Source organism: Klebsiella sp. CB_Kp196, from assembly GCF_040061575.1.
Taxonomy (GTDB): Bacteria; Pseudomonadota; Gammaproteobacteria; order Enterobacterales; family Enterobacteriaceae; genus Klebsiella; species Klebsiella michiganensis.
Window position 1 is genome coordinate 146,413 of record NZ_JBEAFH010000032.1, and the last position, 18,945, is coordinate 165,357.

Below are 18,945 nucleotides of genomic sequence, written 5' to 3' on the forward strand. Positions count from 1 at the left end.
CTTCCCGATTGCCCCCTGCTGTCACCCTTCACGCCGCGAAACGTAATCCCGCCGCTTTTCGCCGGTATAAATCTGCCGGGGACGATAAATATTCAGCGGCGCTTCGTGCATTTCGTTCCAGTGCGCCACCCAGCCAAGCGTTCTGCCTACGGCGGTAATCGCCACAAACATCGATGAAGGCAGCCCCATCGCTTTAAGGATCACCGCGGTGTAGAAATCCACGCTCGGCGACAGGCCATTTTCAACAAAGTAGGGGTCGGTCAGCGCCACCTCTTCAAGAGCCATCGCCACCTGTAGCGGCATATCGGACATCCCCAACTCCTTCAGCACCCGGTGACAGGTTTCGCGCAAAATAGCGGCGCGCGGATCAAGATGACGGTAGCGAGAGTTACCGAATCCCAGACGACGAAACGCCTGCGGATCGCGTTTCGCTTTGCTCAGGAACGCCGGAATTTGGTCGACGGTGTTGATCTCCTCCAGCATCCGCATACTGGCTTCGTTCGCCCCGCCGTGGGCCGGTCCCCATAAAGAAGCGAGCCCGGCGGCAATGCAGGCAAAAAGATTCGCCCCGGAGGAGCCCGCCGCCCGGACGGTGGTCGTCGATGCGCACTGGCCGTGGTCGGCGTGCAGCACCAGGATCTGGTTCATCGCCTGCTCAATCACCGGATTCAGCTGATACGGCTCCGCGGGGATAGCAAACAGCATATGCAGGAAATTCCCCGCGTAGGAAAGATCGTTGCGCGGATACTGCGCCGGTTGCTCAATAGAAAACTTATAGCTCATCGCCGCCAGCGTCGGCATTTTCGACAGCAGGCGGGTGGCGGCCAGCGCGCGGTGCTCGGGATTTTCAACGTCCAGCACATCGTGATAGAACGCCGCCAGCGTGCCCACCAGAGCGCACATTAAGGCCATCGGATGCGAGTCGCGCCGAAAGCTGCTGCACATGCGGCCAATCTGCTCGTGTACCAGGCTATGGCGGGTAATCGTGTTTTTGAACGCCTGATAGCTGGCTTCATCAGGCGCATCGCCCCGCAGCAGAATCCAGGCTACCTCAAGGAAGTCGCACTGGCGAGCCAGCTGATCGACCGGATAGCCGCGGTGCAGCAAAACGCTGTTTTCGGTATCAATCCAGGAGATGGCCGACGTACAGCCAGCGGTGTTAGCAAAACCGGGGTCGAAACTGCATATACCTGCGGACGCCAGCGGACGAATATCCATGCCGGGATAGCCCTGCGTCCCTGAGACCGTACTCAACGGAATGGACTGTTGTTCATCCAAAGACAGCGTTAGCGATTTCGTCGTCATCCTGTCAGGTCTCCTTGCACAACGAGTGAATGATTTACCTGGTCATTTCTCCAGGCGGAATAACCAACATAACCACAGTCGTCCGCGGATTCTTTGATGTAAATAACCAAAACATTGATAAAAGACCGCTATTACGGGTGGGGAAGAAACAGAAAATCGCCCTTTCAACCGCATAAAATACGCTTACCCCGAAATTACCCTCATCTAAATTCTACTATCACGCCTTAGAATACTGATTTTATTTCATTGCAGGTCAATATATAACCATTTTATTTTTTTGCCCGCATAAATCTGCTACTCGCACGCGGTGCCATGGACTGCCGGTGTCAGTTTTTTATCACACGCTCGTCGGCGGTCTTTTATGAGGGTCTGTGCGAGCGGTCATCCCATCAGCCGCGGTGGATTCATCGCCGAATGCGCCTCGCTCGCCGCAGATATTGTCCGTTGTCGTTATTTCAGCGTAAATTAAACTTGAATATAACCCGCTGCTTTTATATGCGCTGATTAAATAATCTAATGCCAATTTTATATAGCTATCGCGTCAATTTATGGCATAACATCATAAACCCGTATGCTGTGCCTGAACTTTCAGGTTGCTTATTATGCACCTCCCTCCTACGTTAACGTTGATTGAGAATCTTCTTACGGCAGGTCTGGCCAGTTACCCGGCGTGCAGATAACGCTGGAATAATATCTGTGGCACCAGCAGAATGCTGCGTTGCCCGGCCCTGGACGTTTATTTCCCGAATGCGGAGGGGTACCTGTGCCTGCGGCAGCGTTCCTCTGCGTTTATACCGTCTGATTGATTAATCCATGCCACAAGGGGGCGTGATTGAATCGTTTGTGCGCTTTTTATGATCTTATTCGCAGGAGCCGCAGCGCGCATTTCTGGGCATGGTGCGGCGTCATTATCGCCCTGCAGATAGGGGCGCCAGCCCGCGCGGAGGTCCGCCAGCTGGGTATTGATATTCCGGTCCACTGGTACGCCGACGCCAGCGACACGCTGACCCTCAACGCCTTTCTTTCGCTCCCTGAAGAGGTGCTAAAAACGGCGCCGCTTATCCCGTCGTTCGGCTACTCGACAAAGGCCTACTGGCTACGTACTTCGCTCCCGGCGGCCTTATTTGCTGGCGAACAGCGCTGGCTGCAGCTCGGTCCGTCGTTTGTCGATCGTTTGACCGTGTTTTATCGCCCCTACGGCAGCGACAGTCCATGGCGACAGAAAGAGTTTGGCGACCATGCGTCTGCCCGGGATAACGATCTCGACTACCGCGAAAGCGTTCTGATTTTACCGCCCCCGCCGACGGCGTCTGGCTACGAGATGGTATTCCGTCTCCAGAGCAGCAGCACCCTGATTCTGCTGGCGACGCTCTCCTCGCCGCAGGAGTTCGTGCGTTCGGCCACGCTCGATACCGCTTTCTGGAGCTTCTATTTTGGCCTGGCGGTAATTGCCAGCGGCATCGCCCTGTGGCTAGCCATCGCGCTGCGTCGGCGCCTGCTGTGGGGGATCTGCCTGTTCTCGCTAAACTATCCGCTCGTCGCGGCCCTGCATGGCTACCCGGAGTGGTTATTTGGCAGCGCCCTGCTGCCGGTTCAGGATTATATGATCAGCTGCCTGTCGCTGGTGAGCTACGCCACCGCGCTGTGGCTGCATAGCGAAGTTTTCGATCTCAAGAAAAATATGCCGCGGCTGCATCAACTGCTGCTGGCGGCGATCGGTTTAAACATCGTTCTGCAAATCAGTATTCCGCTGGGCTTTTACGGCCTGGCGATGCAGATAGAGGCCGGGATATTTTTTATCGCCGCCCCTATTCTGTTGATCACGTCATGGATGCTGTGGCGGCGCAAAGCGATTGATATCAATACGCTGCTGCTGGGGCTGCTGCCGCCGATATACGTCGTCTCCGCCGGGCTGGCGCTGCTCTCTATCCACGGCGTCATTCCGTTTCATAATGGGGTCTATTCCACCTGGCAGTACGCGCTGATTGTTCATATCGTCACCGTCCTGATCATCGCCGTACTGCGGGTGCGGGCGGAAAACCGGACTCTGGTGCGCAAGCAGCAGCTGGCGCGAGAGCTACAGATTGAACGCGAGGCCAGCTTCCACCAGCGCCAGTTTATGGGAATGGTGGCGCATGAGTTCAGAACGCCGCTGGCGATCCTCCAGGCCGCGCTGGAAAACCTGCGCCTGTGCCCCGCAACGGTGACGCAGGGCTCGCGCCTCGACCGCATGCAGCGGGCGACAACCCGTCTGGTACAGCTTACCGATAATTGCCTGGCCGACGCCCGGCTCTCCTCGAGGGACCTGCACGCCGACAGGCAGGACGCAGCGCTGCTGCCGGTGATCTATATGGCCGCGACGGTCGTGGATCTTTCGCTTAACCATTATCTGGATGTCACCCTTGAGGGGCAAACTGTGGGTCCGGACTCCCCTTCACCGGTGCTGTTTATTGATAGCGGGCTACTGTGTATCGCCATCGCCAACCTGCTCGACAACTCGGTGAAATATGCCGCCTCCGGGGAGATAAGCATCGAGATTTATCCGCAGGAAAAACACGTGGAATTACGCATTGGCGATCGCGGTCCCGGCATCCCGCCTGAACAGGTCGAGCATATTTTCGAGCGCTATCGGCGCGGCGAAACGGATACCGCAACGCCGGCCGGGACCGGGCTTGGCCTGTATGTCGCCCGACAAATCATCCAGGCTCACGGCGGGGACCTGTGGCTGGCAGAGAACACGTCGGCCGGATGCAAATTTGCGCTCACGCTCCCGGTTAACGGACAGCAGAAGGACAAATCATGACATTACGCGTCGCAATCATCGAAGATAGCGCTGATTTACTCGACGAGCTGCTGGCTTTTCTGCGCCATCGCGGCTTCGATGCCTGGGGCGTGCGCAGCGCCGAAGCTTTCTGGCGGCAGCTGCATCGCGATCCGGTTGATATTGTGCTTATCGATATTGGCTTGCCGGGTGAGGACGGCTTTAGCGTGCTGGACTATTTGCACGAAATTGGCCAGTTCGGCCTGGTGGTGGTGACCGCCAGAGGGCATGAGCAGGATCGGCTCCAGGCCTTAAACGCCGGCGCCGATCTCTACCTCATCAAGCCGGTCAACTTTTCCGACCTCGCGGAGAGTATTCAGGCGCTTGGCTCCCGGCTTCGCCAGCAAAAACCGACGGAACGCGTCAACCCGGCGCTATCAGCAGAGCGGCCAGCGCCGTCTCACTGGGTACTCCAGAACGAGCGCCTTGTGGCGCCGTCTGGGCTGGCCCTGCCGCTCACGCAGCAAGAGTATCGGCTGCTGGAAGTGTTAATGCGTAACCGCAATGAGGTCTGCAGCAAGGTTGACCTGCACACCTCTCTGTTTACCGATGAAGGCGAACCGGAACTGCACCGAATCGACGTCGTGATCAGCCGCCTGCGCCACAAGGCCCGCCTTCATGGTATCACCCTGCCGATTCGCGCGATTTTTGGCAAAGGGCTGGCGTTTCTCTCCTGACCTTTCCCCGGCCGGCAGCAGCAGCGCTGCCGGTCAGTACCCCTCCATCCGCGCGGCGTCATAGCGAAGTTGTTTTCAGTTTCGCTCCTCTTGTTAATTTTTTTCAGTTTTTGAGAGGAATGAGAGAAATGAGACTGACAGCACATTAAGAATTTTCTTACATTGACATGGCGTCGTGAGCACACCGGCCCAAAGCGTCCCTGAGCAAACCGACTATTGCTGATCCAGCGATAGCTGAATTCAGGACGCTTGCCGTGCGCTTTTCGGCCGCGTATCGCGAGCACGGTTTAAAGAAGAGTATAAAAATATTCCCGTGCCGGCGAGGTACATTTTTAACACCTAAAATTAAGTTAAAGGATATCTATCATGGCCATGCAAACATGGTTAGCCTTATTGCTGTGCATATTTTGCCTTTGCGTGTCTGTTTACAGCCTTGTTTCCTATATCAGAGACAGGAGAAAACAAAAAATTCCGTTTTCAGCTAAGAATTCTTCGCGCAGAAAATAACTAAAGCCCCGCGAATAATAACCAAATCTGTCCAGCAGCAGCCACCGCATACGCCCGGAGGATTGATCACAACATGGCGTTATGTTGATTTATCAGGGAAATAACGCCATGAAAAAAATAAACATCGCTATCAACACCAGGAATACCTTTCTCCGAGAGTCGTTGGTTGCCATAGTCAATGAGCTCATCAGCCGCAGCGGTAACCTTAAAGCCGCTTTTTCTTATAAGCATAATGATTTTTTAGATAAGGACATCATCATCGCTGAAGTTCTTCCCGGCGAGATCTATCTGTGCAATACCAGTATAAAGAACCGTAAAAAAAACAGTTCGGTGATTATATTGCACAGCTATGACAAACTTCCGGAAAAGGAGCTGATCGTCAACTGCCTTAAGGGCGTTATCTTTGTCTCAATCAAAGCCGTTAATATCGATAAGATGTTTGAAATTATTGCCCACGAGCTGAAAAGAAGTGAACTGCTTCCTCTGGCGCAGAGGATCGACTCGCCGCTAATTTGCACAAACTGCCCGCATAAGATGTTGTCCAAATCGCAGGTAGCCGTCGCCACCGGCATTATTCATGGCTTTGATATCGGTAAAATTTCTGCTCTCAACAAAGTCACCCCCAAAACCATCACCTGGCACAAAAGCAAAATTATGGAAAAATACAGCCTTAATAACAATTATGACTTTTTCCAGTTTATTAACTTATTAAAAGAACGCTGGTAAACGCGCGCACGCGCCATCGACGATCGGATTATGTACCGTAAAATTAAGAATTTGCTGGCTTGCGAGGAACGGGATTCCGAAAAAGATCGGTAAAATGAAAAACATCTACTCAGGCGTTACGGGCAGCGGGTAACATGACCCGGTTCCCTGGTATGAAAATACCGGAGCGTATTTTTATACAATAAAAAATGCCTCTACCAGGGAATCTGTTACTTCGTCACATTGCCCCTGGCGTGCCTGTCAGGGGCCTCTTTTTCTGCGCAAAAAGCGACCCCGTCAGAGAGGCCGCCCGACGATCAGGCTTGCGCCTGCTGAGGCGCGACTTCAGCCTCGGGTACCTCATTCTGCGACAGACCTTCATTTTTTGACAGCATCGCCGTCGCAATCCCATTACCCAGCACGTTAATCGCTGAACGCCCCATATCGAGGAAATGGTCAATCCCCATCAGCAGTAAAATACCCGCCACCGGAATATTGAAGCTCGGGATGGTCGCCGCCAGCACCACCAGCGCCGAACGCGGTACCCCGGCAATCCCTTTCGAAGCCAGCATCAGCGTCAGCATCATCACGGTAATCTCGCTAAAGCTCAGCTGAATATTGTAAGCCTGGGCGATAAACATGGCGGCAAAAGAGCAGTACACCATTGAACCGACCAGATTAAAGGAGTAGCCAATTGGCAGCACAAACGACGCGATATTACGCGAGCAGCCAAATTCCACCAGACGCTCCAGGGTCTTCGGATAGGCCGCCTCGGAGCTGCTGGTCGTGAACGCCACCAGCACCGGATCTTTGAGCATGTTCAGCAGGCGAAAAACCTCTTTTTTGAGCACCATATACCCCACCGCCAGCAGCACCGCGCTGGTCAGCAGAATCGCGACATAGTATCCGCCGATAAACGAGGCGTAATTAAGCAGGATCCCCAACCCCTGCGAGGCGATAACCGAAGAGATCGCGGCGAAAATCGCCAGCGGCGCGACGTACATCACGTACCCGGTCACCTTCAGCATAATATGGGAAACCACGTTCAGCGCCGCCACCAGCGGGGCGTTGAATTTCTCCCCCAGCGATGCCCCGGCAATACCGAAGAACATCGAGAACACCACGATTTGCAGAATCTCGTTGTTGGACATCGCCTCGGTAATGCTGGTGGGGATGGTATGGGTCAGAAAGCCTTTCAGGCTCATCCCGCTCACCGCCAGCCCAGTATCCACGGACTCTTTCGGGATCGCCAGGTTCAAACCGGCGCCGGGATGCTCGAGGGTAACAATCACCAGCCCGACCAGAATGGAGAGAATGGACGAGGTAATAAACCACACCATGGCTTTACCGCCGACCCGCCCAATGGTCGCCGTTTCGCCCAGCCGCATAATACCCACCGTCAGGGTACTGAACACTAACGGCGCAATGACCATCTTAATCAGGCGCAGAAACACGTCGGTAAGCAGCGTAATGTTTTCCGACCATGCGGTAATGGTCGTTTGCCCGGCGTAAGCGTGGATGGCCGCGCCGGAGAGGATCCCCAACAGCATGAAGATGACGATGAACAGCGTGAGTTTGTTTGCACTTGCCACAAAAATTAACCCCTGATTTATTTAACGTGTTGTTTTTTAATGTATATATGCTTTATTTATTGGAATACATTAAACATTCACCACATAAATTGAATAAAAGCAGGCGGGGTTACAACTCTTTTTTAGTTTTTATAGTAAAAGTTAATGTGCTCGTTGATATGCATCAAACCGTGTCGCGCCGCCGGTAAGATGAAAAAGGCGCCGGCGTCAGAGGACAACCGGCGCAAAGAGGCATTAGTGTTTTACGGTATCCTCCAGGAAGAAACGTCCCAGCGGATTCTGATAAAAACCGTCGATATTTTTGCGGCTGACGTTGCGGTACGGGCTGTAATACAGATCGACCCAGTTCACGTCGGCCTTAGCCATTTTTTGCAGGTCGATATACATCTGCTCGCGCTTTTTACTGTCCATTTCAACGCGCGCGGCGGCCACCAGCGCTTTAACCTGGTCGTTATGATAGCGGGTCATATAGTTCATATTGGCATCGTGACCCAGCACGAAGGTGGTTTTCTGATCGGGGTCGAGAATATCGTTGGTCCAGTACATCACCGATATATCGTACTCCCCGGCCACCAGCATATCCCAGCTCTGGCTCGGGTCGACTTTTTGCAAATTCACCGTCACCCCGGCTTTTGCCAGCTGCTGTTGTAGCAAAATGGCAATTTGCTCATCGACTTCATCCCCGGCATTGACCACGTAGTTCAGCTTCAGGTCGGCAGCGCCCGCCGCTTTCAGCATCGCTTTGGCCTTTTGCGGATCGTATGGCCGGCGAAGATTATCCTGATAGTGGTAAAGCGCTCCGGCGGGAATATAGGAATTGGCCACCTGACCGTAGCCAAAGGTCACGGTTTTCACAATCGCGTCTTTATCAATCGCGAAGTCCAGCGCCTGACGGACTTCCACCTTGCCCAGCGCGCCGTGAGAATGATTGATCAGCAGATGGTCCTCGCGAGTAGAAGGATCCAGCTCCACCTTCAGATTGGCATCCTTTTGTAACGATGCAATGCGCGAGAAAGGCACGGTCAGCGCGGCGTCAAGTTCGCCGGCCTGCACTTTCAGCATGCGGGTATTGTCGTCCGGAATGGTTAACCACTCCACGCCATCCAGGCTGACGTTTTTCGCCTGCCAGAAGTTCGGGTTCTTCACCAGCACGATCTTTTCTCCGCGCAGCCACTCTTTCACGCTAAACGCGCCGGAGCCCACGGGCTTTTCGGCAAACGCCTCTTCGCCTTCCGCCTTCATCGCCTGCTGGGAAATCACCGAAGCGTTCGGCAGCGCCAGCTGCGATAAAAACGGCGCTGAAGGCGATTTCAGCGTCACCACCAGCGTGCGCGGGTCCGTGGCTTCCGCTTTGGCAATAATGCTATAGGAATCCCGCCACAGCGAGCCTTCATCATCGCGGATACGGATCAGGCTAAACGCCGCATCGCTGGCGGTCAGCGGCGTACCGTCCGAGAACCGGGTTTCGCGAATTTTGAAGGTATAGACTTTGCCATCCGGGGAAATCGTCCAGCTCTCGGCCACGCCCGGCTCCAGCTTCGTCCCGCTTTTATCCACCCGCACCAGCGGGTCAAAGACGTTGGAAAAGACCCAGTTATCCGCATTTTGCGCCGATTTTATCGGGTCAAACGTGGTGCTGTCCTCCCGGCGGCCAATGGTCAATACGCCGGCCGCCTGAGCTATTTCACTCACCACGCTGAGCGCCAGAAAAACGCTCGCCGCCAGTAACTTAATCTGCCTGTGCTTCATCAAAAGATCCCCCAGTTAACGGAAAAACGGTCTCATCGCCCGCGAGGTTGAGCACGCAGGCATAAGCGCGATCGGCAATCTGCCGGGTTGGTGGTGGTGCGCCGGTGCGGCACTGCACCTGCGCATAAGGGCAGCGCGGATGAAATGCACAGCCTTGTGGAACGGCTACGGGACTGGGCGGCTCGCCCCCCAGCAAATTTTTCGGCAGCGGTTTATCCGGGTCGATTTCCGGGATCGCCGAGACCAGCGCGGCGGTATAGGGATGCAGCGGTCGAGTGAAGACCGCTTCTGCCGGCCCCTCTTCCACAATTCTCCCGAGATACATCACCGCAACGCGATCGCAGAGTCGCCGCACAATCGCCAGATCGTGGGCGATAAACAGAATCGCCAGCCCCATCTTTTCCCGCAGATCCATCAGCAGGTTGACGATCTGTCCCTGAATAGAGACGTCCAGCGCCGCGACGCACTCATCGGCCACGATCAGCCGCGGCTCCATGGCCAGCGCTCTGGCAATACCGACGCGCTGGCACTGGCCGCCGCTTAGCTGAGACGGTTTCGCGCTGGCCTGCTGCGGACGCAGGCCGACCAGGGTGAGCAGTTCCGCAACCCGCAGCGCTTCCTGCCCGCGCGGGACTTTCTGATGCACGCGCAGCACCTCGGAGATGCTTTCTCCTACGGTCTGCCTGGGATTCAACGAGGCATAGGGATCCTGGAAAATCATCGCGCTTTGCTGGCGCAGACGGGCAATATCGCTGGTTAAGCCATGGGTAATGCGCTGTCCGGCGAACCGCACCTCGCCATCGGCAACCCGTTCAAGCTGTAACAGCGCTCGGCCAAGCGTGCTCTTACCGCTGCCGGATTCGCCGACAAGGCCCAGCGTCTCGCCAGGAAAGATCTGCATCGTGACCCGGTTTACCGCGTGTACGACCCGCTTCGGCCGCCAAAGGCCGCCGGAAACCGGGAAGGTGACGCAAAGATTATCGGCCTCAAGCAGCGGCCAGCGAGCGTTAACCATTATCCCTCCTGCCGTGCTGGCAAAATGTGATGGCAGGCCACCGCGTGGCTATGGCAATCCTGCCCGTAACGCAGCAATGGCTGGCTCTGACACGCCTCATCGGCGCGGCGGCAGCGCGGGTGAAAGCGACACCCTGATGGGAAGTGGTCGGCGCTGGGCGGCTGGCCGTCGATGATCGTCAACCTCCCCTGCCCGCCTTCGCTGGCCGGCTGACAATCAATGAGCCCGCGGGTATAGGGATGCAGGGGCCCGCCAAGCACTTCGCGTTTGCCGCCCACTTCACACAGCCTGCCGCCGTACATCACCGCAATCCGGTCGCAGGTTTGCGCCACCACCCCGAGATCGTGGGTGATCATAATGACCGCCAGCCCCAGCTCGGCGCGCAGATCGCTGAGCAGGCGCAGAATCTGCATCTGCACGGTGACATCCAGCGCGGTGGTCGGTTCGTCGGCAATCAGCAGCCGGGGTTCCGGCGCGAGGGCAACGGCGATCATCGCCCGCTGGCGCATGCCGCCGGAAAATTCGTGCGGATAGCTATTGAGCCGATTCTGCGGGTCCGGGATACCGACCTGGCGCAGCAAGGCCAGCGCATCCTCCCGCGCCTGACGGCGGTTTGCCGCAAAGTGAAGGCGGCGACTTTCTGCAATCTGTTCTCCAATGGTCATCACCGGATTGAGATGGCTGGTCGGGTTCTGGAAAATCATACCGATTTCCCGGCCGCGCACCGCCGACATTTGCCCTTCGCTGAGGGACAAGATATCCCGGCCGTCCAGCAGAACCTCACCGCCGGTAATCCGCAGTCCGGCCCCCGGCAGCAGGCGCATCAGCGCCCGGCAGGTCACGGTTTTTCCCGACCCGCTTTCGCCAACCAGCCCAAGCATCTCCCCGGCTTCAAGCGTTAACGAGACGTTATCCACCAGCGCGACATCCTCGCCGCGCATGACCGTCAGCTGATTTACCTTCAGCAAGCTCATACGCGTTCCCCTAGCTTATCGCCCAGCCCATCGGCCAGCAGGCTGAAGCCCATCGCCAGCAGCACGATGGCAAGCCCCGGAAAGGTGGTTATCCACCATGCGGTAGTGATAAAGCTCTGCCCTTCGGCCACCATAATCCCCCATTCGGCGGTAGGAGGCTGCACGCCGAGCCCGAGATAGCTCACCGAGGCCCCGTTCAGCAGCACCAGAACGCAGTCGGACATCGAAAAAATGATGGCTCCGGTTAGCGCATTGGGCAGCAGATGGCGGAACAAAATCCGCAGATGGCCGTAGCCCAGACTGCGGGCCGCCAGAATAAAATCGCGCTGTTTCAGCGTCAGTACCTGAGCGCGTACCAGCCGGGCGTAGGAGACCCAGCCCACCATCGCCATCGCCATATAAAAGCTGCTCAGCCCCGGCCCGAGGATGGCGATAATCGCCAGCATCAGCACCAGAAACGGAAAGGCCAGCACGATATCAATAACCCGCATCACCAGCGCATCGGCCACGCCGCCGATATAGCCCGCCAGCGCCCCCAGGGTGGTGCCGAGCATAAAGGGGAACAGGACCCCCAGCAGGCAGATTTGCAGATCGACCCGCGCCCCCCACAGCACGCGGGAAAAAACGTCGCGGCCAAAGTTGTCGGTACCGAAGAGATGCGCGCCGCCCGGCGGCAGCAGACTGGAAGAGGCGTCCTGGGCAATCGGATCGAACGGCGCTATCCACGGCGCCAGACAGGCGACCAGTAGCCATAGTCCGACTATCGCCAGCCCGGCGAAGAGCGCCTGCTGACGCGGGATCGCCCGCTGACGCAGGCGGGAAAAGGTCGCTATCGCCTTCATAGTTTTATCCTTGGGTCGAGGGCCACGGTCAGAATATCCGCCAGCAGGCTGACCGCCACGGTGGCAAGGGCAAAGACCATCACCACGCCCTGCACCACCATGTAGTCGCGGCTAAAAATCGCCTTAACCAGCAGCTGTCCGAGGCCGGGGATAGCAAACACGCTTTCAATCACCACCGTACTGCCTATAAGCCAGCCAATATTCACCGCCAGCAGATTGATGGTCGGCACCAGCGAGTTCGGCAGCACGTGCCGCCAGAAGATACGTCTTTCCTGCTGCCCGCGCGCCCGGGCCGCCACCACATAGTCGCTATTCATCTCCATCAGCAGGCTGGCGCGCAGGTTGCGAATCAATACCGCCGACAGCGCCAGCGCCACGGTCAGGCACGGCAGAACCATATGGTGCAGCTGGTCTAAAAAATCGCTGCCGTAGCCGGAGACCGGAAACCAGCCGAGCACGATACTGAACAGCAGAATCAGCATGATGCCGAGCCAGAATGCCGGGAATCCGAGCCCGGCGGTCGTAAACAGACGAATCAACCGATCGGCGAGACGCCCGCGCTGGCGTGCGGCTATCGCCGCCAGCGGCACCGTCAACGCTACCGCCAGCAGAACGCTGCCGAGCACCAGCCACAGCGTCGGTTCCAGCCGCGAGGCAATCAGCTTCAGGGTATCCACCCGGTATACAATCGACTTCCCCAGCTCGCCCTGCAGCAGGTTGCGCAGAAAATAGCCGTACTGAACCCACAGCGGTTCATCAAGGGCAAACTGCGCGCGAATGCGGGCCAGCGCCGCCGGCGTGCTGCGCACCCCCAGCAGAATACGCGCCGGATCGCCGGGGATCGCGCGCACCATCATGAAGGTGATCAGGCTGATACCCAGCAGAACCGGCAGCAGCTGTAGCGGGCGAAAAAGCAGAAAGCGGTAACGATGCATTAACAGCCTCCCGCGTCGCGCTGGCGCGCCAGAAAATCGAGCAGCACCGGATAGTAAGCCTGCGGCTCTTCGTAAAACGGCATGTGGCTGCTGTTGGCAAAAATGGCTATTTCAGCGTTCGCCAGCCCCTGCTTCATTTTCAGGGCGCAGGCGGGCGTCAGTTCATCGTGCTGGCCGCTGGTGATCAAACAGGGCACGCGGATTGACGCCAGCTCAGCGCTGCGGTTCCAGTTTTTTAAATTACCGGTATAGAGGAATTCGTTCGGCCCCTGCATGGTGATATACGGGCCCATATTCCAGTCCCCAAGCGAGCGGATAACCGGCTCTGGCCAGACGTCAAGGCGGCACACGTGACGGTAATTCAGCAGCGTAATCGCCGCCTGATAGGCCGGATGGTCTAGCCAGCCGAGCGCTTCGTAGCGCTGCATCATCGCGACGGTTTCTGGCCCCAGCGCCCCGCGCAGACGGTTCAGCTCCTGCACCAGATGCGGCATATCGGCGACGGTGTTTTCCAGAATCAGCGAGCGAATTGCGCCAGGATGGTGCAATGCCACTTCAATCGCCAGCCATCCGCCCCACGAGTGACCAAGCAGATGCACCTGACCAAGGCCCAAAGTCCGGCGGACGGTCTCCACTTCACGCACATAGCGCGCCATCGTCCACAGGCTGGCGTCATCCGGCCGGTCGGACTTTCCGGTCCCCAACTGGTCAAAGGCGATCACCCGATAGCCGTGCTGTTTCAGGCAGGCGTGGGCTTCGCGCAGATAGTCGCAGGGCAGCCCCGGTCCGCCGTTGAGGCAGAGGACGGTCTCATCGCCGTCGCCAAACTGATAGGCCACGACGTTATAGCCTTCCACCGCAATGTTATGGCACCGGTCGGGCGCTATTTCGCTCCACATGGTCTATTCCTCATCGTCGATGGTAAGAGGGTTGGGGTCTGTCTTAACGCTAACGGCAACCCCGGACGCTGAACAGTTAGCAAAAATACTAGTTTTGCGCCGCGCCGGAACGGCACCGGAATTGCATATCTTTGGGCCAGCTACTGACGGATTTGCACAAATCGTGCCCGTCGCAGGTCTCGTTTTAGGTGAAGGGGGTTATATGCTACTGGAGTTTGACCACCCCGGCAGCGCGCGGGCGGCCAGCCTGGATGACGCATTCAGCGGGCTTTTTCAGCACACCCGGAGGTTGGGATTTGAGGCGGTGATTTACGATTACACGCCGGTTCCGCGTTCTCTGGAAGGAGAACTGATTACGCCCTCGCTGCTGAAAACGTTCAACGTGCCGGAAGATATGCGCCAGCTATGGTGCGAGCGCGGATATTACCAGGTGGATCCGGTACAGCACTGCGCGCTCGAGAGCTGCGCGCCTTTTGTCTGGTCCTATCAACGGCCGGACAGCAGCATGCTGCGCGGGAGGCTGGACAATCATCCCACCGCGGTCACCGACTATATGCGCGAACACAATATGCCCTGCGGCGCGACGGTTCCCCTGCATCTCCCCAACGGGGGGTTCGTGACCCTCACCGGCATCCATACCGGCCAGCGTCAGGAGCGGGAAATCAGCGCCACCCTGGCGCAGCTGATGCTGCTCGCCTGGCAGTTTCAGGAATCCGCCTTCCCGCTGTTCGACAGCACTATGCTCACCTGCCATCACGTCAAGCTGAGCAACCGCGAGCGCGAATGCCTGGCGTGGTCCGCCGAGGGGCTTACCGCCAAAGAGATCGCCCGCAAGCTGCACCGCTCGGTGGCGACGGTGACGCTGCATCTCAATACCGCGGCCAAAAAGCTGGGCGCCAGCAACCGCGTGCAGGCGGTGGTCCGCGCCCTGCACTACCGTCTGCTCGACAGCTAAGAACTAGCATTTTTGCTAGTGTTCAGCCGCGGTTGCCAGCCTTTACCCTGAAAGCCGGTCCACTTAGCAGGGTAAAGATGATTCATGTACACCATCCGCGAAGGTTACGCCCCGTTTCGGCACTATCAAACCTGGTTTCGCGTTTGCGGCGATATCGATAGCGGACTCACGCCGCTGGTCGTCGCCCACGGCGGGCCGGGGTGCACGCATGATTACGTCGATGCGTTCCGCGATATCGCCCTCAGCGGGCGAGCGGTGATCCACTACGATCAGTTAGGCAACGGGCGTTCAACCCATTTACCGCAGCAGCCCGCCGACTTCTGGCAACCGGCGCTGTTTCTTGACGAACTGGCTAACCTGCTGCTGCATCTCAATATTGCCGATAATTACGCCCTGCTCGGCCAATCGTGGGGAGGTATGCTCGGCGCGGAGCACGCTGTGACGCAGCCAAAGGGGTTAAAGGCGCTGATTATCGCCAACTCCCCGGCATCGATGGCGCTGTGGCTGCAGGGTGCGGCAAAGCTGCGGGCGCAGCTGCCCGCCGACGTCCAGCAGACGCTGCTGGCCCATGAGGCGGCGGGAACGCTGGACAGCGCGGAATATAAGGCGGCAAGCGCAGTATTTTATCAACGCCACGTCTGTCGGCTCGATCCCTGGCCGGCGGAAGTGCGGCGCACCTTCGATGCCATGGATGCCGACCCGACGGTTTATCACGCCATGAATGGCCCCACCGAATTCCACGTTATCGGCAGCATGAAAGCGTGGACGATTATTGACCGCCTCGCGCGCATTACGGTTCCGGTTCTGCTGATTTCCGGGCGCTACGATGAAGCCACGCCGGAAGTGGTACAGCCCTTTATGGACCATATCTCCGGCGCCGAGTGGGTCATTTTTGAAGCCTCGAGCCATATGCCGCACGTCGAAGAGCGCGAGCTGTGCATGAAGACGGTGAACGACTTTTTAGGCCGAGCGATACCATAAAAGCTGCTTACAGCGCCAGGCCGCCTCCGCCGCTGAAGGGCCGCTCGCCGGCGATTTTCATCACTTCAGCCCCTAAAGTGACAAACGGCGCCCGACGGCTGGCATAAATCAGCCCGCCCGATGTCGGCCGCACCGCTTTGACCATATCGGTCAGCGGATCGATGATTTCCGCGACGACATCGTCGGCGCTGACCCACTCGCCGGGCTGTTTTAGCTGCACCAGGATGCCGGTCGCCGGCGCGGTGACAATCTCCCCGGCGGCAAACGGCAGCATCACCGTTTCCTGCTGCGGAACCTCGGGCCTGGCGCCCGCCAGCACGCCGCGGTACTGCAGGTAACGGTAAATACGTTCGGCGTCGTCGCAGGCGGTGGCGTGATTCACCTCCTGCTGGCCGCGCAGCTCGACGGTCACCGCCATGCAGCCGGGCTGCTGCTGGCGCCACGACGGATTCCTCGCGCAAAGACGCTGCCACGGCAGGCCGCAGGCTTCATCAAACGAGTTGCCCCCGCTCTCCTGCGACAGCAGCACGGCGTCAATACCGAGGAAAGCCGCCAGAACTTTCGCCTCGCGTTGCCAGGCCGGGTCGGCGTAAAGGTGCAAAATCGCCTGGTCATCGCAGTGCAGATCGAGCACCAGATCGGCATCGCAGGCGAGGCTCAGCAGATGGTGGCGCAGGGCCTGCGCCTCGCTCACGGCGGGAAGCGCCGCCAGCGCCGCCAGATCGGGAAAATCGCGGTTAAAATTGCGCCCGCTCGCCAGATCGAAACGGCCAATACCGCTGCTGAGCAGCACCTGGGCCAGCCCCGGCGGGTTGGCTACCGGCACAAGAATGATTTCGCCGCGCAGTTCGCCGCGCCGTTCCGCCTGGCTGAGTAATCTTTTAAGATAATGCAGAACCAGCATGCCCGGAATTTCATCGGCGTGCAGCCCCGCCTGCAGATAGACCTTCTCTCCCGTGCCGGGCGCGCCGAAATGAAAATGGCTTAATTGCCGCTGCCCACCGAGTGCATGTTCAGGTAATGTATAGTGTTTAATTTTCATTGGACGTCCTGGTTGTGGAAAAGAAAGCCCGGCTTGACCGTATCGATCATAAGATCCTTGAAATTCTGCGCCGGGATGGCCGCATTTCTTATCAGAAGCTCTCGGAGCAGGTAAACCTCACCGCCCGTCCGTGCCTGGAACGGGTGCGCGGCCTCGAGCGCGACGGCATTATTCGCGGCTACAGCGCCATTGTAGAACTGCCCGATCCGGAGCACGCATTTGTGGTACAGGCGCAAATCGCGCTGGCCGACCACGGGCGCTCGCAGCCGATGTTTGAACAGGAGATGCGCCAGACGCCCGAAGTGCTGGACTGCTGGCTGGTCAGCGGCAGCTTCGACTTTCTGGTACGCATCGGCTGCCGCAGCATGGCGCACTACTGCCAGCTGGCGGATAGCTGGCTGACCAGTAAAAAGTTTCACGTCGATAAAATCGTCACCCTGACCGAACTGCAGGCCATTAAGCGCTCCTGACTAGCCGCGCCGGATAAACGCCAGCCAGCGCCGCTCGGCGCGGGAAAAGGCGAAAATCAGCATAAAGGTGCAGAGCAGATACAGCGCCGCGGCCATCAGAAACGGAATAAACGGCGAATAGGTCATGGCGTAGAACGCGCGGGCCACGCCGGTAATATCCAGCAGGGTGACGGTGCTGGCCAGCGACGTGGCGTGCAGTAAAAAGACCATTTCATTATTCAGCGCCGGGATCCCGCGTCTGAGCGTCGCGGGCAGCACCAGACGACGAATAATCTGCCATTTCCCCATCCCGTAGGCCTCCCCGGCGACCCACTCCTGGCGCGGAAAGGTCACCATCATCCCCGCCAGCAGCTCCGCGACGTACGCGGCAGTGTTGAGGACCAGCGCCAGCGTGGCGCAGAAGGTCGCATCGCGGAACAGCAGCCAGAACGGCTGGTCGTTCATCCAGCCCGTCTGCACGATATCGAACTGCGACAGGCCGTAGTAAATCAGCATCAGCTGGAGATAGAGCGGCGTGCTGCGGAAAAAATACGTAAAACCACGGATGGGCAGCGCCAGCGCGCGCGGTCCATACACCTGCCCCACCGCCATCGCTATCGCCAGCGCCATCCCGGGAACGATGGAGAGCAAAAACAGCTCCGCCGTGACCGCCAGCCCGCTGGCGGCGCCGTTACCGTCGCTCCACAAAAAGCTCGGGATCGCATCGAGAAAGGTTTGCAGATTCATAAGGCCGTCCCCGCCGTGGAAGAGCGCAGCGCGTAACGCTTCGCCAGGCGGCTGAACAGCCAGCTGGAGAGTGCGGTAATCACCATGTAAATCAGCGAGACCAGAAAATAGAAGAGGAACGGCTTTTGCGTGGCGCGCCCGGCCTGTTCGGCCAGCCATACCATATCCTCAAGGCCCAGGATCGACACCAGCGCCGATGCTTTCATCAGCCCCAGCCAGTTGTTGTTGATGCCCGGGATAGCGAAGCTCAGCATCTGCGGCAGCATCACCCGGCGGAACACCGTCCACGGCCGCATCCCGTAGGCGTGCGCGGCTTCGGTTTGCCCGCTATCGACGGTCAGAAAGGCGCCGCGAAAGGTCTCGGTGTAATAGGCGCCGAAAACAAAGCCGATCGCCAGCACGCCGGAGATAAAGGTATTGAAGCGCACCGGCCCGAGCCCCACCAGACCCAGCAGCAGGTTCACCAGCATCTCGCCGCCGAAAAACAGCAGCAGCATAATCACCAGCTCCGGGATACCGCGTACCAGCGTGGTGTAGGCGGTGGAAAACAGGCGCAGCCACGGCGGGCCGAAGAGCTTAATTAGCGAGTTAATCAGCCCCAGCAGCAGAGCGACCAGTAATGAAGAGAGCATCACGCACAGCGAAAGCGCCGCGCCGCGTAACAACAGGGGTAAATAGTCTGCGACCATATTCAGCCTTCCGCGGAGGTCGTAAAGGGGCGCAGGCCATCACCCGCGCCCGCATCTTCAC

18 protein-coding genes are annotated in these 18,945 nt (G+C 58.1%); 7 read left to right on the top strand and 11 right to left on the bottom strand.

What is annotated here, in order from left to right; all coding sequences use genetic code 11:
* Positions 1–21: 21 nt before the first annotated feature.
* Complete coding sequence (locus tag ABLU87_RS06410) at positions 22–1,305, bottom strand: citrate synthase (RefSeq protein ID WP_025107768.1); 1,284 nt, start codon at positions 1,303–1,305, stop codon at positions 22–24.
* A gap of 841 nt (positions 1,306–2,146) precedes the next feature.
* Here ABLU87_RS06410 and ABLU87_RS06415 point away from each other — a divergent pair.
* From ABLU87_RS06415 to ABLU87_RS06430, 4 genes are all read left to right on the top strand, one after another.
* Positions 2,147–4,108, top strand: coding sequence for a sensor histidine kinase (locus ABLU87_RS06415; RefSeq protein WP_227633025.1), 1,962 nt, complete (start codon positions 2,147–2,149; stop codon positions 4,106–4,108).
* On the top strand, positions 4,105–4,803 hold the full coding sequence (locus ABLU87_RS06420; RefSeq protein ID WP_103814562.1) for a response regulator transcription factor: 699 nt from the start codon (positions 4,105–4,107) through the stop codon (positions 4,801–4,803). The genes ABLU87_RS06415 and ABLU87_RS06420 overlap by 4 nt, the downstream gene beginning before the upstream one ends.
* A 366-nt stretch (positions 4,804–5,169) precedes the next feature.
* Positions 5,170–5,310, top strand: coding sequence for a small membrane protein (locus ABLU87_RS06425; RefSeq protein WP_139134470.1), 141 nt, complete (start codon positions 5,170–5,172; stop codon positions 5,308–5,310).
* Between the two features lie 108 nt (positions 5,311–5,418).
* Complete coding sequence (locus ABLU87_RS06430) at positions 5,419–6,036, top strand: transcriptional regulator (RefSeq protein ID WP_048261035.1); 618 nt, start codon at positions 5,419–5,421, stop codon at positions 6,034–6,036.
* Positions 6,037–6,332: 296 nt separating this feature from the next.
* Here the strand turns inward: ABLU87_RS06430 and ABLU87_RS06435 are convergent, their stop codons facing one another.
* The 7 genes from ABLU87_RS06435 to ABLU87_RS06465 form a co-directional block, all read right to left on the bottom strand.
* Positions 6,333–7,607, bottom strand: a complete 1,275-nt coding sequence (locus ABLU87_RS06435) for a dicarboxylate/amino acid:cation symporter (RefSeq protein WP_004852509.1) — start codon at positions 7,605–7,607, stop codon at positions 6,333–6,335.
* 234 nt (positions 7,608–7,841) lie between these two features.
* Positions 7,842–9,356 carry an ABC transporter substrate-binding protein gene (locus ABLU87_RS06440; protein ID WP_025107772.1) on the bottom strand — a complete coding sequence of 505 codons (1,515 nt, stop codon included), beginning with the start codon at positions 9,354–9,356 and terminating at the stop codon, positions 7,842–7,844.
* The gene (locus ABLU87_RS06445) at positions 9,337–10,371 is read right to left on the bottom strand and encodes an ABC transporter ATP-binding protein (protein WP_014230084.1); all 1,035 of its coding nucleotides are present in this window, start codon (positions 10,369–10,371) and stop codon (positions 9,337–9,339) included. The genes ABLU87_RS06440 and ABLU87_RS06445 overlap by 20 nt, the downstream gene beginning before the upstream one ends.
* Positions 10,371–11,345: an ABC transporter ATP-binding protein gene (locus tag ABLU87_RS06450; RefSeq protein WP_014230085.1), complete on the bottom strand. Its 975-nt coding sequence runs from the start codon at positions 11,343–11,345 to the stop codon at positions 10,371–10,373. Before ABLU87_RS06450 ends, ABLU87_RS06445 begins: the two co-directional genes overlap by 1 nt.
* Entirely contained in the window at positions 11,342–12,187 is an 846-nt protein-coding gene (locus tag ABLU87_RS06455; RefSeq protein WP_047723290.1) for an ABC transporter permease, read from the bottom strand. Before ABLU87_RS06455 ends, ABLU87_RS06450 begins: the two co-directional genes overlap by 4 nt.
* Positions 12,184–13,122 (bottom strand): ABC transporter permease, encoded by a 939-nt coding sequence (locus ABLU87_RS06460; RefSeq protein ID WP_004852520.1) that lies wholly within the window; start codon positions 13,120–13,122, stop codon positions 12,184–12,186. Before ABLU87_RS06460 ends, ABLU87_RS06455 begins: the two co-directional genes overlap by 4 nt.
* Positions 13,122–14,021 carry a proline iminopeptidase-family hydrolase gene (locus tag ABLU87_RS06465; RefSeq protein WP_016946945.1) on the bottom strand — a complete coding sequence of 300 codons (900 nt, stop codon included), beginning with the start codon at positions 14,019–14,021 and terminating at the stop codon, positions 13,122–13,124. Before ABLU87_RS06465 ends, ABLU87_RS06460 begins: the two co-directional genes overlap by 1 nt.
* 202 nt (positions 14,022–14,223) lie before the next feature.
* Between ABLU87_RS06465 and ABLU87_RS06470 the strand changes: the two genes are divergently transcribed.
* A complete protein-coding gene (locus ABLU87_RS06470) occupies positions 14,224–14,976 on the top strand; it encodes a LuxR family transcriptional regulator (RefSeq protein ID WP_128334760.1) in 753 nt (250 codons plus the stop codon).
* An 84-nt stretch (positions 14,977–15,060) separates the two neighbouring features.
* Positions 15,061–15,957 carry a proline iminopeptidase-family hydrolase gene (locus ABLU87_RS06475; protein WP_032719851.1) on the top strand — a complete coding sequence of 299 codons (897 nt, stop codon included), beginning with the start codon at positions 15,061–15,063 and terminating at the stop codon, positions 15,955–15,957.
* Between the two features lie 7 nt (positions 15,958–15,964).
* Here the strand turns inward: ABLU87_RS06475 and ABLU87_RS06480 are convergent, their stop codons facing one another.
* Positions 15,965–16,999, bottom strand: coding sequence for a succinylglutamate desuccinylase/aspartoacylase family protein (locus ABLU87_RS06480; RefSeq protein WP_128334761.1), 1,035 nt, complete (start codon positions 16,997–16,999; stop codon positions 15,965–15,967).
* 14 nt (positions 17,000–17,013) lie between these two features.
* Here ABLU87_RS06480 and ABLU87_RS06485 point away from each other — a divergent pair, with 14 nt between their 5' ends.
* The gene (locus ABLU87_RS06485; RefSeq protein WP_029505532.1) at positions 17,014–17,469 is read left to right on the top strand and encodes an Lrp/AsnC family transcriptional regulator; all 456 of its coding nucleotides are present in this window, start codon (positions 17,014–17,016) and stop codon (positions 17,467–17,469) included.
* Here ABLU87_RS06485 and ABLU87_RS06490 read toward each other — a convergent pair whose 3' ends face one another.
* Positions 17,470–18,195, bottom strand: coding sequence for an ABC transporter permease subunit (locus tag ABLU87_RS06490; RefSeq protein WP_014230092.1), 726 nt, complete (start codon positions 18,193–18,195; stop codon positions 17,470–17,472). It lies immediately after the preceding gene.
* On the bottom strand, positions 18,192–18,884 hold the full coding sequence (locus tag ABLU87_RS06495; protein ID WP_128334762.1) for an ABC transporter permease subunit: 693 nt from the start codon (positions 18,882–18,884) through the stop codon (positions 18,192–18,194). Before ABLU87_RS06495 ends, ABLU87_RS06490 begins: the two co-directional genes overlap by 4 nt.
* Positions 18,885–18,945: the final 61 nt, after the last annotated feature.